This window comes from Flagellimonas flava (genome assembly GCF_050617915.1).
Lineage (GTDB): Bacteria > Bacteroidota > Bacteroidia > Flavobacteriales > Flavobacteriaceae > Flagellimonas > Flagellimonas flava_A.
Map to the genome: position 1 here is coordinate 74460 of NZ_JBODQE010000010.1, position 21320 is coordinate 95779.

Annotated in this window: 17 protein-coding genes; 11 read left to right on the plus strand and 6 right to left on the minus strand. The window is 42.6% G+C overall.

Translation table 11 applies throughout. The annotated features are described in order from the left end of the window. Positions 1–35 precede the first annotated feature (35 nt). Both ACRHOZ_RS18675 and ACRHOZ_RS18680 read left to right on the plus strand, forming a co-directional pair. Complete coding sequence (locus ACRHOZ_RS18675) at positions 36–1532, plus strand: hypothetical protein (protein WP_431128993.1); 1497 nt, start codon at positions 36–38, stop codon at positions 1530–1532. An 18-nt stretch (positions 1533–1550) separates the two neighbouring features. Further along, positions 1551–2255 (plus strand): ATP-binding protein, encoded by a 705-nt coding sequence (locus tag ACRHOZ_RS18680; RefSeq protein ID WP_431128996.1) that lies wholly within the window; start codon positions 1551–1553, stop codon positions 2253–2255. Here the strand turns inward: ACRHOZ_RS18680 and ACRHOZ_RS18685 are convergent. Together ACRHOZ_RS18685 and ACRHOZ_RS18690 are read right to left on the minus strand one after the other, a co-directional pair. After that, complete coding sequence (locus tag ACRHOZ_RS18685) at positions 2244–3401, minus strand: serine hydrolase domain-containing protein (protein WP_431128999.1); 1158 nt, start codon at positions 3399–3401, stop codon at positions 2244–2246. The genes ACRHOZ_RS18680 and ACRHOZ_RS18685 overlap by 12 nt on opposite strands. Positions 3402–3470: 69 nt before the next feature. Next, positions 3471–5432, minus strand: coding sequence for a DUF3352 domain-containing protein (locus ACRHOZ_RS18690; protein WP_431129002.1), 1962 nt, complete (start codon positions 5430–5432; stop codon positions 3471–3473). Positions 5433–5549: 117 nt separating this feature from the next. Here ACRHOZ_RS18690 and ACRHOZ_RS18695 point away from each other — a divergent pair, with 117 nt between their 5' ends. Continuing rightward, positions 5550–6980, plus strand: coding sequence for an amidohydrolase family protein (locus ACRHOZ_RS18695; RefSeq protein WP_431129005.1), 1431 nt, complete (start codon positions 5550–5552; stop codon positions 6978–6980). A 2-nt stretch (positions 6981–6982) separates the two neighbouring features. On the opposite strand, the gene ACRHOZ_RS18700 is transcribed toward ACRHOZ_RS18695, so the two are convergent. Both ACRHOZ_RS18700 and ACRHOZ_RS18705 read right to left on the minus strand, forming a co-directional pair. Then, positions 6983–7642 (minus strand): aspartate kinase, encoded by a 660-nt coding sequence (locus tag ACRHOZ_RS18700; protein ID WP_138836197.1) that lies wholly within the window; start codon positions 7640–7642, stop codon positions 6983–6985. A gap of 51 nt (positions 7643–7693) precedes the next feature. Continuing rightward, positions 7694–8053 carry a YraN family protein gene (locus tag ACRHOZ_RS18705; protein WP_431129008.1) on the minus strand — a complete coding sequence of 120 codons (360 nt, stop codon included), beginning with the start codon at positions 8051–8053 and terminating at the stop codon, positions 7694–7696. Positions 8054–8181: 128 nt separating this feature from the next. On the opposite strand from ACRHOZ_RS18705, the gene ACRHOZ_RS18710 reads away from it, so the two are divergent. The 8 genes from ACRHOZ_RS18710 (at position 8182) to ACRHOZ_RS18745 (ending at position 19950) form a co-directional block, all read left to right on the plus strand. After that, a complete protein-coding gene (locus ACRHOZ_RS18710; RefSeq protein WP_431129012.1) occupies positions 8182–9717 on the plus strand; it encodes a DUF1800 domain-containing protein in 1536 nt (511 codons plus the stop codon). Positions 9718–9727: 10 nt separating this feature from the next. Then, on the plus strand, positions 9728–11440 hold the full coding sequence (locus ACRHOZ_RS18715; RefSeq protein WP_431129014.1) for a DUF1501 domain-containing protein: 1713 nt from the start codon (positions 9728–9730) through the stop codon (positions 11438–11440). A 149-nt stretch (positions 11441–11589) separates the two neighbouring features. Then, the gene (metG, locus tag ACRHOZ_RS18720) at positions 11590–13689 is read left to right on the plus strand and encodes a methionine--tRNA ligase (RefSeq protein ID WP_431129018.1); all 2100 of its coding nucleotides are present in this window, start codon (positions 11590–11592) and stop codon (positions 13687–13689) included. After that, positions 13689–14591 (plus strand): histone deacetylase family protein, encoded by a 903-nt coding sequence (locus ACRHOZ_RS18725; RefSeq protein ID WP_431129021.1) that lies wholly within the window; start codon positions 13689–13691, stop codon positions 14589–14591. The genes metG and ACRHOZ_RS18725 overlap by 1 nt, the downstream gene beginning before the upstream one ends. Before the next feature lie 303 nt (positions 14592–14894). Continuing rightward, complete coding sequence (locus ACRHOZ_RS18730) at positions 14895–16334, plus strand: hypothetical protein (protein WP_431129024.1); 1440 nt, start codon at positions 14895–14897, stop codon at positions 16332–16334. Positions 16335–16339: 5 nt separating this feature from the next. After that, the gene (locus ACRHOZ_RS18735) at positions 16340–18472 is read left to right on the plus strand and encodes a Tex family protein (protein WP_431129028.1); all 2133 of its coding nucleotides are present in this window, start codon (positions 16340–16342) and stop codon (positions 18470–18472) included. Between the two features lie 66 nt (positions 18473–18538). Beyond that, complete coding sequence (locus ACRHOZ_RS18740) at positions 18539–19378, plus strand: phosphatase PAP2 family protein (RefSeq protein ID WP_431129031.1); 840 nt, start codon at positions 18539–18541, stop codon at positions 19376–19378. A 50-nt stretch (positions 19379–19428) separates the two neighbouring features. Continuing rightward, a complete protein-coding gene (locus ACRHOZ_RS18745) occupies positions 19429–19950 on the plus strand; it encodes a ferritin (RefSeq protein ID WP_431129034.1) in 522 nt (173 codons plus the stop codon). Between the two features lie 251 nt (positions 19951–20201). Here ACRHOZ_RS18745 and ACRHOZ_RS18750 read toward each other — a convergent pair whose 3' ends face one another. Together ACRHOZ_RS18750 and ACRHOZ_RS18755 are read right to left on the minus strand one after the other, a co-directional pair. Next, a complete protein-coding gene (locus tag ACRHOZ_RS18750; protein ID WP_431129038.1) occupies positions 20202–20624 on the minus strand; it encodes a hypothetical protein in 423 nt (140 codons plus the stop codon). A gap of 137 nt (positions 20625–20761) precedes the next feature. Beyond that, the gene (locus ACRHOZ_RS18755) at positions 20762–21094 is read right to left on the minus strand and encodes a single-stranded DNA-binding protein (protein ID WP_420401772.1); all 333 of its coding nucleotides are present in this window, start codon (positions 21092–21094) and stop codon (positions 20762–20764) included. Between the last annotated feature and the right edge of the window lie 226 nt (positions 21095–21320).

The following is a 21320-nucleotide window of genomic DNA, read 5'->3' on the forward strand; positions in this document are numbered from 1 at the left end:
TACTGTTTATAGTTCACTTTTAAACCAACCTCTTAATGATCAAAAAAATCTGTTTTCTCGTTTTCCTAAATCTTTCACTACTCGCAACTTCCCAAAGCACCTATTTCAACATTACCGAAACCCCTGGTTATCAAGACACCAATAAAGCATCCGCCGTAAAAGCAGTTCATACCACTTCGGATGGGGAAATTGCCATTGCCAGCGTGGGCAAAAAAAAGTTGATGTTTGACGTTTATGACGACAAGGCAAATCGAGTTTTCAACCAGTTCACCCTGCTGGAAAAAAAGGAAAGCGTTGTAGATCATATAGCGCATGACAATCTTTTGAAAGTCTTTACCATTTACAAACCCACTAAAACGGAAAGGGAAATCCGATGCCGCATCTTGGATGTTGAGAACAAGACCTTGGAGCAAGTGGAGCTTTTTAAAGCAGTGGTCGAAAAAAAACAAGCCCTATTTTCTGGTCAGAATAAAAGACAGACCCATTTTGCGGTTTCACCCAATGGAAATTATTTTGCCATAGCCACAGACAATGTTAAAAAGACCGCCAATTCCTATAATGTTCGAGTTTATGATTCGCATAACATGGAATTGGTTTACACCAAAGCCTTTTTTGAGAATCCAGAGAAGTTCTTTAAGTCTTTTGATATGACCCTGAGTGATGAGGGGAGCGTATTTACCGTTGGAAAGGAATATAAGGATGGACGCGCGGAGAGGCAGGGTGAAAATCCCAATTACGATATCGTTCTTCATAAAATATCTGAAGAAAATAGCATCTCCAGTCGGATTGGGCTGGATTCCAACCAACACATTGACGATTTGAAAATAGTGAACAAGACTTCACATCTGGATCTCTACGGATTCTACTCCGAAACCAGGGCTGGAAGAATTACCGGCTTAAGCAAAATTACCGTGGATAAAGAAAACATTGATAAGGCTGACATTAAACTATCCAAACTGCCCGAATCTGTACTAACCGACCTGTATTCCGCTAAAAGAGCAGAAGTCAAAAAAGACAAGGACCTTGCCCAATACCTGTTGGATTATGTCATTGAAGACGATGAAGGGAATACGACCTTATTGGCGGAGCAATTTTATGTTACCCAAACCTATGTGAGCAACGGACAGTACGGAGGGTACATGATGACCGTATTGCATTACGACAACATACTGGTTCTAAGACTGGACAACAATGGTGATGTTCAATGGGGAAGAAGTATTTTTAAGGTGGCCAGTGCACCCTCCTATAATGCATTTATGGTCAAGGATAAATTGCATGTAATGTTCAACACAGGGAAAGTTAAAACGAAAACCGATGGAAGGGTCAAGGCCAAAACGGGAATATTTCAAAAAACTGCCTTGTACGACTATGTATATAGTATAGACGGGGAGGTAGTACAAGAAAAAATAAGGGACAATAGTGGAATCAATGATATATACCATCCCTATAATGGTTCGTATCAGGATGAGAAATTCATCATGCTCAATGCCTCCAACGAAAACAAAAAAGTGATGCTCCTGGAAGCTAAATAATGGATTGATTGTTGCACCATGTCCAATACCCACAAGACATTTTTCAATTGGAGTTCGGGAAAGGATTCGGCCCTAGCCTTGTATCATTTACAGCAGCAAGGAGAATATACGGTGGATCGGTTATTGACCACCGTCAATTCGCATTACAATAGAGTTTCCATGCATGGTTTGCCCCGTCCTGTTTTGGAGGCTCAGACCGCTGCTATTGATATTCCGTTGGATGTTGTTGAGGTTCCGGAAAAGCCCTCCATGGAAACCTACAATGAGCTTATGACCCAAAAAATGCAACAAATGGTTGCTGATGGGTATACGCATGCAGCCTTTGGGGATATCTTTCTGGAAGATTTAAAAGCCTATCGGGAAAAAATGTTGGCCACCCAGGGCATTCAAGCAGTGTTTCCCATTTGGAAAAGGGACACACGGGGACTATACATGGAATTTCTGGAAAAGGGTTTTAAAACCGTGATTGTCTGCATCAACAACGACCTGCTGGATGAATCCTTTTTGGGAGCTGAACTGTCTTTGGATTTACTGGAGCAGTTCCCCAAGAATGTGGATCCCTGTGGAGAGAATGGGGAGTTCCATACGTTTTGCTTTGACGGTCCCATCTTTAATCATCCCATCTCGTTCGAAATTGGGGAAAAGGTGTTTCGAACCTATGACAACCCTTCCGATAAATCCAATCCTATCCAGTTTGGGTTCTGTGATATCCTACTCCAATGAATTGTAGACCAACTTCACAAATTCCCCTATTTTTTGAGGTTCCAACCACCGGGTTACCATTAAAAGCCCGTTTTCCTGATCTATAACTATAAAATTACCCCCAAACCCAGCGGCGTAGAAGACATGTTCCGGTACCCCCTCCCAATGTCTGGCTCCCTTTTTGTTCAGCCACCACATATAGCCATAGTTCACATTGGGAACTGAAGGACGGGTTGCCATTTTTATCCAGTCCTGGCTGATCAGTTGTTCATTCTTCCATTTACCTTGGTTCTGGAATACCAATCCAAATCGGGCCATGTCCTCTGCACTTATAAATATTCCTGCTCCTGAATGTCCTCCCCCGGTCACGGATTGCATTTTAATCCCATCTATCGTGGTCCAAGCATGATCATAGCCATACCACCTCCAAGTGGTACTTGCACCGATTTTGTCCATCAGATTTTCCTTTAGGACCATGGGCATGGGTTTGCGCCAAACCTGGGTCAAGGAATATGCCAGAACATTTACGCGCACATCGTTATACTCCATAACGGTTCCCGGCTCATTCAATTTTCTAAACCTCCAATCGTCCAAACCGCCTTCTCTTGGGGGTCTGTCGGCCCAGTCCTTCAGTCCCCAAAGCTCACCAGACCAATCAGAATTTTGCTGCAGCAGATGCTCCCAATTGACCTTGCCATTGTGCTCGCCATCAAAGGTACCATCCCAAACATACTGCTCCACCTTATCGGTGACCTTCGAAATCAATCCTTGATCCACTGCCAAACCTGCCATGGTAGACAAAAAACTCTTGGTAACGCTAAAGGTCATGTCCACACGCTTGGTATCTCCCCAAGCCGCCAACAGATATCCATCTTTTAAGATCATTCCCGCAGGGCCACCCCGCTCCTTGGTCGGGCCCAAAATATCATGGAAAGGTTCCCTTTCAAAGCCCTTAAGAATGGCTTGTTTTAAATCTCTGGAACCTGAGTATTCGTTGTTTTCTGCAAACTCAACCGCGGTCTTCAATTTTGCCTGATCAATTTTAAACTGATTTTCTGTTGCTCCTTTCCAAATTGCATTACGATCAGGAAAATAAATTTCCTGTCCATGGGAGGTAAACGATAAAACTAAAAGAAGGGCGGTCAGTAAGGTAAATGTTCTTTTCATCTTCACTAGTCGATTTTGGGAAATCAAGTTAGTGAATGCAATGCTAATCCAGAAGTCCAGCGGAAGAAATTAAAAGCGCTTTTTTAGCAGTAGTTCGCCATCCTTTCCAAAATACTTCCAAGTGCCCACCTGCTGGTCCTTTCTAAACCTGCCCGTGATTTTTTCCGTTCCGTTGGAATAAAACGCCTTGTATTGCCCATGTTTCAATCCGTCCTTAAGGTCCACTTCAAACCTAATTTGACCGTTGCTATATGTTTTGGAGAAGGTTTTTGCGTTTAGATCGGAAGGATATATGGGTTTTAAATCGAAGACCGCTTCGGTGATTTTCTGATCAACTGGGATTTGAATCTTGGGTTTGGGTTTTTCGGTTTTTGGAAGTGCTTCAATATCTTGATAATCGACCACCAACCTGCTTTCAAAGAGATCGTCTTCTGGCGTTAGTTGGAATCCTGCTTTTGGAAAACACAGAATGAAATTCTTGTTTTTGCGCAGACTGTTTTTGGTATTGGCATCTGCCATGATCTTCATATTCTCATAAAGCAGTGAGACATCGCTATAGATAAACAAACTGGAAGCACTCTCAAACTTTTTATTGAATTTTTGGAATTCCTCCGAGTTGTTCAACGTACTCCCATCCTTAAAATCATCTATCAATACCTTTAAGGTGTTGGGGCTGTTGCTAAAGACCACATAGTCATCCACCTGGACGAAATAGGGTTTATCAAATTCCTTGAATCTATTCCCTAATAAAATCTTGAAGAATCCCTTAATGGACAGAAAATTTATCTCATGACCTTTGTATTCGATGGTCTTGAATTTTACGGGGGTCTTCTTTTTGATCTGTTTGAGCACAAAATCCAAATGGGTTTTGGCCATTTCTGCGTCCGTTGTTTTCAGCACCAAAGCCATTTCATTTTCTACCTCTGAAATTCTTGATTTGATCTGAAGCAGGGCGATTTCCTCCCCAATCCAACTTACAAAGTTTTCCTTAACATCAATTTTCAGGAACTTTTCCACTTTTTGAATCCCTTCCCTATAGGACTCAAACTGTTCGGGATCATCTTGCTGAACGGCTTCAAAATTTTTGTAGAATTTGCCAAAACTGTCAAAGCCATAACTGATGTAAAGTGCTGTTCTTTTAGGTGCGATGTTGGGTATCGTTCGCTCCGCGGTTCCGGATTGTTGCAGGGCAGTCAAATAGTTTAAATGGGTAGGACTTATGTTGGTGAAGCCGTTTGCAGTTATGGTTCCTCCTGTGTCTAAATCAAAATGGAAGCCAGAAAACAGTAGATTCTTACTGGCCCGCGCGATCCAATCATTGTTCTCATCCGAGAACCGTCCGTAGTAGTCATCCAAAAAATCATATTGCAGGTACAAACGAAAAAGGTCCTCATAACCCACCCTTGTGTTGACCTCCAAAAAGTCCAGATTGCGTCCCAGAAACGGTTCTTGGTATTGATCTATGGAAGCCTCTACCAAAGTATGGGTATACGAGGCCACCAATTGGTTCTTGATAAAGGACAGATACATGGTCTCCTTGTTCTTGCGATCATATATCTCCAAGATCTCATGGTCATGGTATACCCGCTTGCTCATGGTATAGTTTTCATTGAGCAAGGTGTTTAGGTAGGTCTTCAGCAGTTTGAGTTTGGCAATTCGCTTCAGGTCCAACACATAAAAAATGCCATAGTCCTTTTTGCTGATCATGTGAATGGAAATAAAAAGGGATCTCCCATCAAAAAACTCAAACAACCTATGGTTGTCATTGAAAACCGTATCTACTTTTTGGATGTTCTCCGTAAGCTGGGCAAAGTAATCGTTCTTTTGAAGATGTCTCCACGTTTTACTTTCACTGACCTTGGCCCAACTCTCAACCGGTTTGTCAGATTCAATGACGAATACGGCATCCCTGGGAATCAAATAAATGGACTGTAGGTTGGTCTTGGGGGAAAGTATAAAAATGTAGGCAAGATAACAGAGGTAGATGACCAAGAGGGTCAACAAACCGAAAAGAATCCTTTTTTTGCCCATACTTCCAGAAGTGTCTTTCCTAAAAACGGGAGAACCAAGAATTTAGTTTACAACGCACTTTCAATTTGCTCCTTGAATCCTAAATCATTTATTTTTGAGGCCAAATTGCAGAATCCAATGAAGCTACTCAAAAAACTGCTCAAGGGAATAGGTATTGTTTTGATCCTGTTTATAGGGTTTATCCTGATTTCCCTATTCGTTGATAGTCGTAGGACTTCGTATCTCAAGATAAGCGCACATCCAGATTTGGAAACCAATAGCTATCTGATCAAAAATGTCAATGTGGTTCCGATGACTAAGGACACCGTGTTGAAGGGTAAAAGTGTGCTTGTAGAAAGCGGGCGAATTAAACGGATAGCCGACCAAATCCCATCCGGTGGATTGAATGAAATTGATGCAGCAAACGGATTTCTGTCCCCCGGATTGGTGGACATGCATGTGCATATATGGGACCGATATGATTTAGGGGTTTACCTGGCCAATGGAGTAACCACCGTTAGGAACTTAAGGGGCTTTCCCATGCACTTGCGAATTAAGGAGGATATAGCTGAAGGCAAAATTGTATCGCCCCAACTTTTCACTTCGGGGCCCATCTTAACAGGCCCCTATGATCCAGGGGATGAAAAAATACAAGTTCTCGATGAGCAAATGGCCAGGGAATTGGTAAGGGAACACAAAGCCAAGGGGTACGATTGCATTAAGACCTATGCCGGAATGCCCTTGAATATTTTCAATGCAGTTCTGGAGCAGGCGGAAGCTTCCCAAATGGAGGTTGTGGTGCATCCCAGTTTTGAGGTGCCTTATGGCAACAATTTCCAACCGCAAATAGCCACAGTGGAGCATGCCGAGGATATTGTTCAACAAGCATTGTCCTATAAATTGGACACTACCATTCTAAAAAGTGTGATTGCGCAATACGGGGCAGGTCGGCAAACATTAAGTCCGACTCTTACCGGATATTCCAAAATTCTGGAGATGCTACAGGATGATGATGTTTTGGATTCGGAGCAAGTGGCTTATATCAATCCTTTGGTAAAGAAGGTGGATAGTGAAGCACAACTGGAACGATGGACATCGGAAAAAGAGACCGATCCAGGTATTGTTGAACGCATACAAGAACAGCATGATTTTCATTTACACATTGTAAATGAGCTTAACCGAATAGGTGTCAATATTGTTAGTGGTACCGACGCTGGGATTGGCATAACAGCACCAGGATTTTCCATCCATGAGGAGCTGGCTTTTTATTTGGAGGCAGGAATGACCAACTATGGTGCCTTGAAGACAGCCACCATAAACCCCTCCAAAGTACATGAGAAACTGCATGGCATTGGAACCATTGAAGAAGGCAAAAAGGCCAACCTCATACTCACCGACCAAAATCCGTTGGACAATCTGACAGTCCTAAAAAATCCGAAATGGGTGATGGTGGACGGTCGCAAGTTAGAACCCGAACTCATGGAACAGTTCAAAAGCAAGGCCAAAAACCGAAAAGGGTTGGTGGCCAGCGCGCTTCGTTGGGTTGAGTATCTAGTGGTGGAAAAATAGCCCTACAGACTCTTAAGGTCCTTGATGGTTTTAAAGGCCACATCCACTTGATCCTCATTGACCAAAATGGTAAACTCGTTGGTTGTGGAAATTACTTCGTAAAGGACAATCCCCTCCCATGCCAAACGCTGGAAAATGAAATAGTAGATTCCGGGGACCGAAACGTTCTCAGCTGGAAGTTTGACGGTGATGGAGGATAAGTTCTCTGCCTTTTGGGTGCAGCGTTCGTGCTTGAAGTATTTTTCAACGACGCCATCCATAAGGCTGCTGATTACAATATTGATCTCGTTCACTCCCCTGGAAGATGTATAAAAAACATCCTGGTTGGCATGGACCTCTTCCAAGAGTTTGGCCTGCTGTCCAAGAATAGTTTCAGAAGCCAGAAAAGTATAATCCGTCAGTGACGACCTAACCGTAATCTCGCCAATATTTTTAAGCACTTTTACAATACGGTGCGTGGCCCTAAACTCCAAATCGTCAGACAGACGTTTTAGTGCCATGACTATGGCTCCATCCTTTACATCCTTGCCAAGGGCATCAGATATTTCGGGTTTAATTTGTCGTGATAAAGAAGTTAGATTGATAATACCCTGTGCCAAGGCACTTTGTAAAAAGGGCTTTTTTTTGATGTAGTGCTCGACTACTGCGGAGATGGTTTTCATTTTGCCTGGTTTAAGACAAAACTAACATATTGTTATAAATAAAACAAATGGTTAGAAAAAATAGAAAGCATTTTTAACATGTTTTAAATTAATACCCCCTTTTTTTTGGATTATGGTGATCAAATCGAATCTAACCTCCTCTTTTATGTCATTTTTCTGAACATAGTAATCCGCGGCCATTGTCAACAAAGCAATCTTTTTTCTACTAAGTGTTTGGGAAATTTCTTCAACAAAACTTTCCGTTCTGGATTTCACTTCAACAATAATTAGAAAATCATCCTTTTTGGCAATGATATCAACCTCAGCCTTCAGATACCGATAGTTTTTTTCGCAAATCTCATAGCCCTGATCAAGCAAATAATCCACGGCCAACTGCTCTCCACGCCTCCCAAATTCATTGTGTTTTGCCATCAATTTTGAAAAATATTAAAAAATATGTGCAGTTCATCGAAAAATTTGGCAGTTCACGGTGAAAACTGCGTTTAGATTGTAATTTGTTGGCTCAACTGAACCACACCCAACGTTAGCTAAACATATAGTTGCCCCAAAAACTATGGACCTATTTAACGCCGAACATTGCTATGGAGTACTTTATCAATTGTAATTCCTCAACTTTGGCGCCGTACACTACTCCATTGGATGAGTTACGTGCGGCCCATTTGTACCGAAGACTGGGATTTAGCGCCTCGGTGCAAACGATCAACGCTGCTGTTGGCCAAACTGCAGACGCTCTGGTAGACACCTTGGTGGATCAAGCATTGGCCATGCCACCAATAGCTCCGCCCACTTGGGCAGACTGGACCAATGCCGACTATCCGGAGGATGATGATCTTGCTGGTCAAATGCGAAGGGCGCAGCGGGAAGAATTTGCCACCGCGTATGGAAACGCGATGTTGGACAACAATCTCAGGGATAGACTCAGTTTCTTTTGGCACAATCACTTTGTCACGGAGATTGACGTTTACAACTGTAATTCCTTCCTATATTATTATATAGAAAATTTACAACGAAATGCCCTAGGTAACTTTAGGACATTCGTGAGCGAAATTGGACTTACCTCAGCCATGCTGTATTACCTCGATGGTGTACGCAACAGAGGTAACAACCCCAACGAAAACTATGCAAGGGAACTCTACGAGTTGTTTACCCTAGGGGAGGGAAATAACTACACGGAAGAGGATATCATTGAAACCTCCAAAGCTATTTCCGGATATACCAATGACGGTGAGGAAGGATGTACCCAGGTGACTTTTGATCCCGCCGAATTTAATACAGAGAATAAAACCATTTTTGGTCAGACAGGTAATTGGAATTATGATGATGTCATCAACATTCTATTTACTGAAAGACCCAACGAAATTGCCTGGTTTATCTGTAAAAAGTTATATGAGTTCTTTGTCCATCCAGATTCGGATGACGATGCGGGTAATGCCCAAGCCATTATTAATGGTATGGCAGCCACATTTACCGCCAACAATTTTGAAATAGCCCCAGTGCTCAGACAATTGTTCAAAAGTCAGCACTTTTTTGATGAAGATGCGATAGGGGTCATCATCAAAAGTCCGTTTGACCTTTACATGCACTTGGTCAAAGAAACAGGATTTACCTATGACGACAGTACGGTAATCAATATTGTTGATGCAGCTGGTTTGATTGGTCAAACCATGTTTGATCCCTTTGATGTTGCCGGATGGCAGCGTGACAGGCAGTGGATCAACACCAACTTTATTATTGGCCGTTGGTTGACCACCGAGGTTTTCTTGGAGCGATTCTTCCAGGACAATCCAGAACAATTCCGGGATTTTGCCTTGGCGCTGACTGGTAATGATGGGTTAACCAGCAATAACCCAGATGTTATTGCCAGGCCCATTATTGACAAACTGTTGCCCAAAGGATTGCTTACCGATGGTGAATATGAGAAAGCTCTCATTGCCTTTAGGAGCGATGTGGATGAAACCTATTATGAAGGTGGAGCCACCCCTAGTTGGACATTGGCCGTATGGCCTTCTGCCCCATCTCAGGTATACCTCCTGTTAAGACATTTGTCAAGAGAACCCGAATTTCAACTAAAATAACCCCTACCCCATGTGCGATAATCATCACAATCACGATACATCACCTTATAAAGGCCTGGAACATGATGGCCATGATCAAGAACACAAAACATGGAGCAGGCGTTCCTTTATCCAAGCTTTGGGTATTGCCGGTTCAGGATCCATGTTTTTGGGAAGTAACCTCGTATCCGCTTCTGCACCTTCTCCATTTACATCAGCCATTGCTGATGCAGAAACCGACAACATCTTAATTTTAATAAGATTGTCTGGAGGTAATGATGGACTGAGTACGGTTATTCCCATCCAACAATATGATACTTATGCTAACGCAAGACCTAACATTTACATCCCAGAAAGTAAGGTCCTAAAACTTACCGATGACTTTGGTGTACCCACCTACATGAACTCACTGGAACCCATGTGGGGCGACGGCCAGTTCAAGGCCGTTCACGGCGTGGGTTACGAAAATCAAAGTCTGTCCCATTTTACAGGTTCCGACATTTATGCCAACACCGATTTGACCACCACCGGATTCTCCGGATTGAATACGGGTTGGATGGGTAGGCATTTTGAGGAATGTTATCCCAACTATCTGATTGATCCGCCTCCAGCTCCCGCTGCAATTCAAATTGGAAACTTGTCCAATTTAGTGTTCCAGGGAGAAGAGACCAACTATGCTTTTGTGACCAACAACATTGATCAGTTGGAAGAAATTGCAGAAACTGGTTTGTTCTACGATTTGGAAACTGCTCCCTTTGGTGACTGTATGTACGGGGATCAGTTAAGGTTCCTTAGAGGTGTGGCCAACACTACCTACGAATACGCAGGTAAGATTCATGAAGCCTACGAAAGAGGTCAGAATCAGGTTGAATATCAGGACAACGGTTTTGCCAGACAATTGGCATTATTGGCCCGATTGATCAAAGGAAATTTGGGAACTAAGGTGTATATGATCTCCATGGGAGGTTTTGATACCCATGGTAACCAGCCTTTGGCCCATGAGCGATTGATGACGAACCTTTCCATAGCCGTCAACAATTTTTATGAGGATTTGGCCTTTACCCAGCAGGACGACAAGGTACTGAGTATGACCTTCTCAGAATTTGGTCGTAGGATCTTTGAAAATGGTTCCAACGGAACCGACCACGGTAAGGCAGCCCCAACCCTTTTCTTTGGTTCAGGATTAAATGGAAGTGCCTTTGTGGGAGACCATCCAGCTTTGGATAGCCCAAATAGCCGAGGTAATTTGGAATACACCATGGATTTTAGGGATTTATACGCCACTGTTTTGGCAGAATGGCTCTGTGTCCCCATTCCATTGGTGGAACAACATTTGTTGGATCACCCATATAACCCGATTAACCTTGGGTTCAATTGTAGTGGGGTTGATTTCCCCGACATTGTTTACAATGATGACCCGCCAACGCTTCCGGATACTCCTCCAAGCCCAGATGGTTCGGATCCAGATCCAGACGCATTGGCCCGAATTGTACACAAACCGTATTATCCAACAGACCGCACACCGCATATCCATTTGGAAATGCCTGTTGCCGCACACGTGGATATTCAGTTGTACAACATCCTAGGTCAAAACGTGGGAACAGTTTTCAATGAAATGATGTTGGAAGGTTCTGCCGAAATCAACATCCGAGAGCGTATGCGCGATAGTCTGGCCACAGGAAAATACATTTACCAAATTAGGGTAGGTGAAGAAAAATTAAGTAAGTCTGTAATGATCATGTAAGACCGGTTGTAACATTTAATTTCCAGAATCCTCCGATAGTGTAACCCTCACCCCAATTAGGTTGCACAATTCGGAGGTTTCCTTTTTTACGGCAATCCTATTGCATCTTTTCCTAAATCAGTATTTTTGGGGCTTAATTGAATTTTTGAATGCCGAACGAAGGAACACCCTCAAGATATACCATTACCGCAGCCTTACCCTATACCAATGGCCCTATCCATATTGGGCACTTGGCAGGAGTCTATGTGCCTGCGGATATTTATTCCCGCTATCTTAGGTTGCAAGGACATGACGTAGCTTTTATTTGTGGTAGTGATGAACATGGAGTGGCTATTCCCATGAAGGCCAAAAAGGAAGGGGTTTCGCCCAAGGAGATTATAGACAAATACCACGGAATCATCAAAAAGTCCTTTTTGGATTTTGGGATTTCCTTTGATAATTATTCCCGTACCTCTGCTGAAGTTCATCACAGGACTGCTTCTGATTTTTTTGAGAAACTGCACAATCAAGGGGATTTTATAGAAGAGGTCACTGAGCAGTTGTATGACGAGGAGGCGAACCAGTTTTTGGCGGATCGTTTTGTAACCGGAACCTGTCCTGTGTGCGGCAACACCGAAGCTTATGGTGATCAATGCGAAAACTGTGGCTCTTCCTTGAACGCAACGGATTTAATCAACCCCAAATCAACCATAACTGGTGGGGTTCCAACATTGAAGAAAACCAAACATTGGTTTCTACCTTTGGACAGATATGAAGACTTCCTGAAACAATGGATTTTGGAAGACCATAAAAGTGACTGGAAACCCAACGTTTATGGACAATGCAAATCTTGGATTGATGATGGCTTAAAACCCCGAGCTGTAACCCGTGATTTGGACTGGGGGATTCCCGTTCCCGTTGAAGGTGGGGAAGGCAAGGTTTTATACGTCTGGTTCGATGCTCCCATTGGTTACATTTCCTCTACCAAGGAATGGGCTGAACGCGAAGGGAAGGATTGGGAACCCTATTGGAAAGACAAGAATACCAAATTGCTTCATTTTATTGGCAAGGACAATATTGTTTTTCACTGTATCATTTTCCCAAGCATGCTTAAGGCACATGGGGATTTTGTGTTGCCTGAAAATGTGCCTGCCAATGAGTTTCTAAATCTGGAGGGCAATAAGCTATCCACTTCTAAAAATTGGGCCGTATGGCTGCATGAATATTTAGAAGAATTCCCGAACATGCAAGATGTGCTTCGCTACGCATTGACTGCCAATGCACCGGAAACTAAGGACAACGATTTCACTTGGAAGGATTTTCAGGCTCGAAATAACAACGAACTGGTTGCCATTTTTGGAAACTTTGTCAACCGCGTCACGGTGCTTACCCATAAATACTACAACGGAGTGGTTCCTGATCCATCAGAACTGTTGGAGATTGATAAACAGACCTTGGAATCCCTAAGAAGTTTTCCAAAAACAATTACAGATTCCATAGACCGATACCGCTTTAGGGAAGCCAGTCAAGAATTGATGAACCTGGCACGTTTGGGGAACAAATACTTGGCAGACGAAGAACCTTGGAAACTAATTAAAACGGATGAGGAACGCGTAAAAACCATCATGTTTGTGGCCCTTCAAATTGCTACGGGTCTGGCCATTCTCAGTGAACCCTTTTTGCCCTTCACCTCCGCAAAGCTTAAAAGTATTCTGAATGTCAGGTCGAGCCCTGTCCTGAGCGAAGTCGAAGGAGCTGGAGAGACCTCTTGGAAAAGTGTGGACAATCAGGACACCTTACTCCCATCAGGTCACCAAATCAATAAAAGCGAATTGCTCTTTCGCAAAGTGGAAGACAAAGAGATTGATGCACAATTGGCCAAACTGGAAGCCACCAAAAAATCCAATGAACAAATGGATAAAGAACTTACACCCCAAAAAGAGACCATCACCTTTGACGACTTTACCAAATTGGATATGAGGGTGGGCACTATCGTGGAGGCGGAAAAAATGCCCAAGGCCAATAAGCTTTTGGTTCTAAAGGTAGACACAGGACTGGACACTCGAACCATTGTCTCTGGAATTGCGGAAAGCTTTTCTGCGGAAGAAATTGTAGGTAAAAAAGTGACTGTATTGGTCAACCTGGCACCCAGAAAATTACGTGGTGTGGAAAGCGAGGGCATGATTCTGATGACAGAAAACCAAGAGGGCAAACTCGTATTTCTTAATCCAGATGAAGATGGTGTTGGAAATGGGGAAAGCATCAGCTAATGCTTAAAATAGCATACCATCCCATTTACAAACATCCATTACCTGAGGGTCATCGCTTCCCCATGATCAAGTATGAGCTGTTGCCCCAGCAATTACTGCATGAAGGCACCTGTACCACCGAGAATTTCTTTGAACCGGGTTTTCCCAAGGAAGAAGATCTATTATTGACACACGATGCCAGCTATTACCAAAATTTGGTCAACCTCAGGTTAAAGCCCAGTGAAATTAGAAAAATTGGGTTTCCATTGAGCAAGGAATTGGTAGAGCGGGAACAAATCATAGCCCAAGGTACCATCAAAGGTTGTCGTTTTGCAATGGACAATGGAATTGCCATGAACATTGCAGGGGGTACGCATCATGCATACACTGGCCATGGGGAAGCTTTTTGCATGCTCAATGACCAAGCCATAGGGGCGAGATATCTTCTGGAAAAAGGTTTGGCGGCAAAAATACTGATTGTGGATTTGGATGTGCATCAAGGCAACGGTACCGCAGAAATTTTTAAGGATGAGGATCGAGTTTTTACTTTTTCCATGCACGGTCAGGGCAACTATCCCTTCAAAAAGGAAGTTTCAGATTTGGATATCCCTTTGGAAAAGGGCATCAAGGACAAGGAATATTTGGACATACTCAAGACAACATTGCCCGAGCTGATGCAACAGCTACAGCCCGATTTCATTTTTTATCTTAGCGGAGTAGATATTCTGGAATCAGATAAGTTGGGCACCCTGGGAATGACCCAGATAGGTTGTAGGGAAAGGGATCGTTTTGTTTTACAATCCTGTTTTGATGCAAAAATTCCCGTTCAATGTAGTATGGGAGGCGGTTATACCCCAAATATTAAGACTATAGTGGAATCGCATGCCAACACCTATCGCTTAGCCCAAGAAATCTACTTTTAATCTTTGCTTGATCAGTATACATTCTTATGCATGAAACGAATAACTCCCCGTCTGTTGTTAATTATAGCGATGCAACAGTGGTTCTTTGGACGGAACAATCCCAAATCGAAAAAATCTCCATTGACAATTTTACCAAGTTGGATATGAGAATGAGCACTGTTATCAAGGTTGAAAAATTGACCAAATTGATCAATTTGGCACCCAGAAAACCAAAAGGACAAATTTGCGTTTGTCAAAACAGGTTAAGATAATGTCCAAAATGTAACTCAATTAATTAATGTCGCATTCCAAATATTTCCTATAATGACTTTTAACAACCTCAACATTTTGCTTTTGATACTATTTGTATCAATAGTTTCTACTCCTGCAATTTGCCAGGAGCACTTAAAATCCATCAGCATTGATCTTAAAACAGGTAACGGTTCGGAAGTAACTTCAATTACCGACAATGATGAAAACATCCACTATTTCTTTTTGGACAATCTATCCCTAAAGCATCTGATCTTTAACTCAGTTTTTGATTCCATTCATAAAAAGGACTATCCCAAACCTGATCGCCCCTATTCACATTTACAAGGATATTCAGTCTCTGAAGACAATGTGGTGAGCCTTTATTTTACCAATGCAGCAAAGAACAAGTTTTGTGCCTTCTCCCTGGATAAAGAACAACAACTACAAATTGAGAAGTTTGAATTGCCGATGAAAAAGGAAAAAATCTTTGCCCTTTTAAATCACGACAAGAAACTCAACATTTTTAGTTTTAAAAAAAACACCTCCATCATAAAAAGATATACGTTCAATAAAAATGAGGTCACCACCTCAACCTATGACTTTTCAGGAGAGCGTTTTTTTAATTTCGAGGATCAACCTGTTGTGTTAGGTTCCATCCTAAATGTCCATGGAAACGCCATTATTGATACAGATCTTCCCTCGTCCATTGATCAAGCTTCCAAGCTTATCAAACTTTATCCTTCTGGAAATAAGCTGACCATTAGTCTAAATCATCGAAAGAGTGCCACAAGACTTTTGAATCTTAATCTTGATAACGAAAGTTCCAGCCTGGACTATTTTCCCATACCCAGCTTCGCCTTCGGGAACATGGAATATGTCAAATCCAATTCTTTTATTAATAATGGTAAACTGTTACAAGTGATCTCCTCCACTAGAATGCTCGATTTTTATATCTACGATATGTCGACAAGGGCAGAGCTTAAAAAATACTCGATAACCAGCGACAAGGAAATCCCGTTTAAAAACTCACCAATCTATCAAGAGGGAAGCGCTTATTCCTCAAACACAAGAGAACTGGAAAAAACAAAACAATACCTCAGAAAAGTGACCAACTCACAAAGGGTTGGTATCGCCGCAAATGAAAAAGATGGCAAGCTAAACATAAAAATGGGTGGGGTAACCACTATTGCTGCCGGAGGGATGATGATGCCCATGGCAGGGATACCGGTTGGCAGCTTTGGAGCCATGACCTTCTCGGTCAGCCCAACCTTCTTTGCCTACAATGCTTACGCCTCAACAAGGGCAACATATATTAAGTCGGTATTTGATGCATCCACTTTGAATCACGTGGAAACTGGCCCATTTGTGAACTTGTTTGACAAGATAGAAGAGTATGAGGAAGGATTATCCAATATTAGACTAGTGACCTTGTTTAAATTCAAAGATTATTACGTTCACAGCAATTATAGTAAAGATGATAAGCGCTATACGCTTTCTAAATTTGAAAACTAGTATTCTTGACACAGCTAATTCCCTATGTAAAACACCATACCCAGCTTTCAGAAAAAAGCGTGGCCAATACCATTGCGCTTTTAAATGAAGACTGCACCATTCCCTTTATTGCTAGATATCGCAAAGAGCGTACTGGAAATCTGGACGAAGTCCAGATTGGCTCCATAGTGCAATACAAAACGGCCTTTGAGGCTTTGGAAAAAAGAAAAGCTGCCATTATAAAGGTAGTTGAGGAGCAGGGATTACTTACTCAGGACCTCCAGTCCAAGTTTCAGAATTGCGCTGATCTTACCAGTTTGGAGGATTTATATCTTCCATTCAAAAAGAGCAAAAAGACCAAAGCAGAGACCGCCCGTAAAAATGGATTGGAGCCTTTGGCCAAAATCATCATGGCGCAACGCACCGATGAAATTGAATATATTGCCGCCCAATATGTCAGCGATCAAGTGCAAAACGAAGATGAGGCTTTGGAAGGCGCTCGTCATATTATTGCCGAATGGATCAATGAACGCACCGATGTCCGTAACCAATTGCGAAATCAATTGGAACGCCATGCCTTGATTACCACTAAAGTGGTAAAGACCAAAAAAGAAGATGAAAAGGTACAAAAATTTCGGGACTATTTTGATTGGAGTGAATCTTTGTCCCGTTGTCCCTCCCATCGTTTTTTAGCCATCCAAAGAGCTGAAAAGGAAGGTTTTATCCGTATTAAAATTGAAATTGATGACGAACGGGCAATACAAAACATGGAACGTAGGATCATCAAATCCCACAACGCTTGCTCAACCCAAATTGAATTGGCCATTGCGGACGCCTACAAACGGTTGCTCTTCCCTTCCCTCAGCAATGAATTGTTAAAGCATGCCAAGGACAAAGCAGATGATGCAGCCATCAAAGTATTTTCAAAAAACCTAAAGCAACTGCTCCTGGGGGCGCCTTTGGGTGAAAAACGGATATTGGCCATTGACCCAGGATTCCGTACGGGTTGCAAAGTAGTCTGCTTGGACGCCAGGGGCGCATTGAAACACAACGAGACCATTTATCCCCACGCTCCACAAAATGATAGTTCAGGAGCCATAAAAAAAATCAGCTCACTGGTGGATGCCTATAAAATTGAAGCCATAGCCATTGGCAATGGAACAGCTTCAAGGGAAACGGAGCGTTTGGTAAAACGGATTTCCTTCAAGAACCCCATAGAAGTCTTTGTAGTCAGCGAAGCAGGGGCTACCATCTATTCGGCCTCCAAAATAGCGAGGGAGGAATTTCCCAATTATGACGTGACCGTACGCGGGGCCGTATCCATCGGTAGGCGATTGGCCGATCCCTTGGCTGAATTGGTGAAAATTGATGCAAAGTCCATTGGAGTTGGGCAGTATCAACATGATGTGGATCAAACCAAACTTAAGTCCTCCTTGGACGCCGTTGTGGAAAGCTGTGTAAACGCGGTTGGAGTGAACATCAATACAGCTAGTGTTTCGCTGCTGGGTTATGTTTCGGGAATAGGGCCCAAACTTGCGGAAAACATTGTGGCCTACCGCAATGATCATGGGGGATTCAAAAGCCGAAAAGAGATTAAAAAGGTTCCTCGCCTTGGTGGAAAGGCCTTTGAACAAGGAGCAGGATTCCTTCGCGTTAAAGAAGGTGATAATCCTTTGGACGACTCTGCTGTCCATCCGGAAAGCTATCCTATTGTTGAGCAAATGGCACAAGATCATGGCGTAGCTCTACAGGAGATCGTAAGTAACACTTCCATATTGCAACAAATAAACCTTCAACGCTATTGCACTGAAACTATAGGAATGCCCACTTTGGAAGATATTCTTCAGGAACTGGAAAAACCTGGATTGGACCGACGGGAAAAGGCCAAGGTGTTTACTTTTGATCAAAATATTAAGCAAATCACGGATTTACGCCAAGACCAATTGCTTCCCGGCATTGTCAATAACATCACCAATTTTGGCTGCTTTGTAGACATCGGTATCAAGGAAAGTGGACTAATCCATATTTCCAACTTGGCAGATACCTTTGTCAAGGATGTAAACGAACATGTGAGTCTCCATCAACAAGTAGTGGTGAGAGTACTGGAGGTAGACGAGGCCCGTAAGCGCATTCAGCTGGCATTGCACAAGTCCCAATAAATTGAAAAAAAGCCCTTTTCGGAAATATTAGTTAACTTTTAGTCACTAACCTCAACGCTTATCCCTATGAAACGTATCTTTTTTTGTTTTCTGCTACTAGTTGGCAGCCATTATCAATCCTTCGGGCAGATTCAATCCCAAAAAGAAAATAATTGGAAAAACTTCACCTATGATATGGGCAATGTGTTCGGCGGAATCGGTTATTCCTATTCGCGACCATTTCACTGGGAGGGAGATGACTGGGCCAACTTTGGTTATTTAGCGGCGGGAACAGCTGCATTATTTTTGGTTGATGACGAGCTAAACAACTGGACCAATGGCTTTAGTGAGGATGTACCCGGGTTTATAACGGATTACGGCCATCAGTATGGCAACCCCAATAACAACTATATGCTCACTGGAGGAGTCTATTTGGCTGGCCTTTTCACCAAAAACGAAAAATTGAGACGTACCGGGGTACTTCTAATTTCAACGGCCACGGCGGGTGGGTTCTTGCAGCAGGTGAGCAAGCGTATCGTGGGTCGGGCAAGACCCCGAAGTGGAGCTAGTTCCGGCACCTTTGATCCTTTGCACCTGGACCGAGTCTTCAATTACGATTCCTTCCCATCTGGCCATGCCATGTTGGCTTTTTCCAACGCCTATGCCATCGCCAAACAGTTTAAAAGCCCCTGGATCAAGGCCGGATTGTATACTGTTGGTTTTATTCCTGGATTTGTGCGCATCATGGATGATTTCCATTGGGTTTCCGATGTGGCCTTCAGTACCGTCCTCAGTATTTTTATCGTGGAATCCATAGATCGTTACTTGGATTCCAAATACAACGAAAAGTACAATGCACAAGCCAAAAAAATAAGCTGGAATCTAAATTTTGGGCCAGGTACCATGGGTGTTTCGGCTCGCTTCTGACAGAAAACCCACTTGGTTTTGTACTTTTATGTTCGATAAAATTAAGACACATGCTATCCAAAAAATTAGAAAAAGCACTAAATGAGCAAATACGTATAGAAGCTGAATCTTCCCAAGTCTATTTATCCATGGCCTGCTGGGCCGAGGTACAAGGCATGGAGGGTGTTGCAGGATTCATGTACGGACACTCGGATGAAGAGCGTATGCACATGCTCAAACTGGTCAAATACGTAAATGAACGCGGGGGGCATGCCCATATTTCTGCCTTAAAAGCACCTAAAACCGAATTTGGCACCCTTCAGGAAATGTTCCAAGAACTATACGATCACGAAATTTTTGTCTCCAAGAGTATCAATGAACTGGTACATGTTACCCTACAGGAAAAAGATTATGCCACCCATAACTTTTTACAGTGGTATGTGGCGGAACAATTGGAGGAAGAAGCTTTGGCAAGGACCGTCTTGGACAAGATAAACCTAATTGGAAACGACAAGGGCGGTCTATATCTTTTTGATAGGGATATACAGCAGCTCACCGTGGAAAGTGCCGCCTCGGACACTGCTGGGGAATAAATGTTGATAATTTCTTTATTTAGATTAATTTAAAATAGTTATTTTTGGCCCATCTATTCCGGATGATGGGAAAAAAGAAAAAGGAATTAACTAAAAAGCATAAGGCCAGGTTACGGGAATTGCCGGTAACCAATTGCAAGACCAAGTGCTGTAAAAAGTATAAAAAGGGAGAAAGCAAACGCTGCAAGCGTTGCCCATGTTTTGACCTACTGAAAAAAGTAGCATAAAAAAACCGCCAATAGGCGGTTTTTTTATTTTAGTTTCTTTTTCTTGGGTTGATTGTGCACCATTTCTTCCCTTTTCATTCCTTTCCAAAAATCATCATCTGATACCGATAAATAATCCTTGGCTTTTTGGAAGAACAGTTCACTGTTTTCGCACTGCGTATCACATTCGGCCAAATGTGTTTGATAGGCTTCTTTCTTTCCTTTCATGTAGGCCAAGTAAGCTGGAAAATTGACTTTGCCCAATTGTCTTTCAAAGTTTCCTTGATCTATCCAATAATCCATCTGATCTTGACTGTCCAATGAATAAAGTTCAATTTCATACTTCGTATCCCGCTGTGCCAACTGCTCGTAAAACCGTAGTCCCTGTACGCGCGCATCCACTTGAGCCCAAGCCGGAAAAGCCAAGCCACAAGCAAAAATCACCATTAAGAATCTGACAGTTTTCATAGCTCCTTCATCTGTTGTATTAGACGTACAACCACCCCCATTGTTACGCAGTCTATCTTTAAGTTATTGTTAAAATGGGGCAAAAACAAAGAAAGGGGGCGATCTGCCCCCTTTTCTCGATTATCCGTATATGACGTTTATTTACCTAGCATCAATAACTCATTGCATTTCACCTCGGTAATATATCGTTTTTCACCCTCTTTGGTCTCATAGCTGCGGTGTACCAGCTTGCCCTCAATCATTACCTCCTTGCCTTTTTCCAAGTAGCTCTCGGCAATTTCCGCGGTCTTGCCCCAGGCCACAATATTGTGCCATTGCGTATCGGTGACTTTTTCTCCTTCCGAATTTTTGTAGGTCTCATTGGTGGCCAAGGAAAATTTGGCCAATTTGCTACCGCTTTCCATCAATACGATTTCTGGGTCATTTCCTAAGTTTCCAATCAACTGTACTTTGTTTTTTAGTGAATTCATGATTTAAATTTTACGTGTTAAACAGTTAATACTATCTAGCTCTATGGCATCGACAAGGCAAACTTAGGGGTGTAAAAAAACAAGAGGCGGTTATTAATCGTTTGTTTTCGTTTGTAAACGAATGTAGTCGGTTACAAGTAATTGGATTAAGGCACCTATATACAATATGGGACAGGAATGAATAATATTTCTAGGATATACTGGGAAAGTATTTTTTTCGGGAATC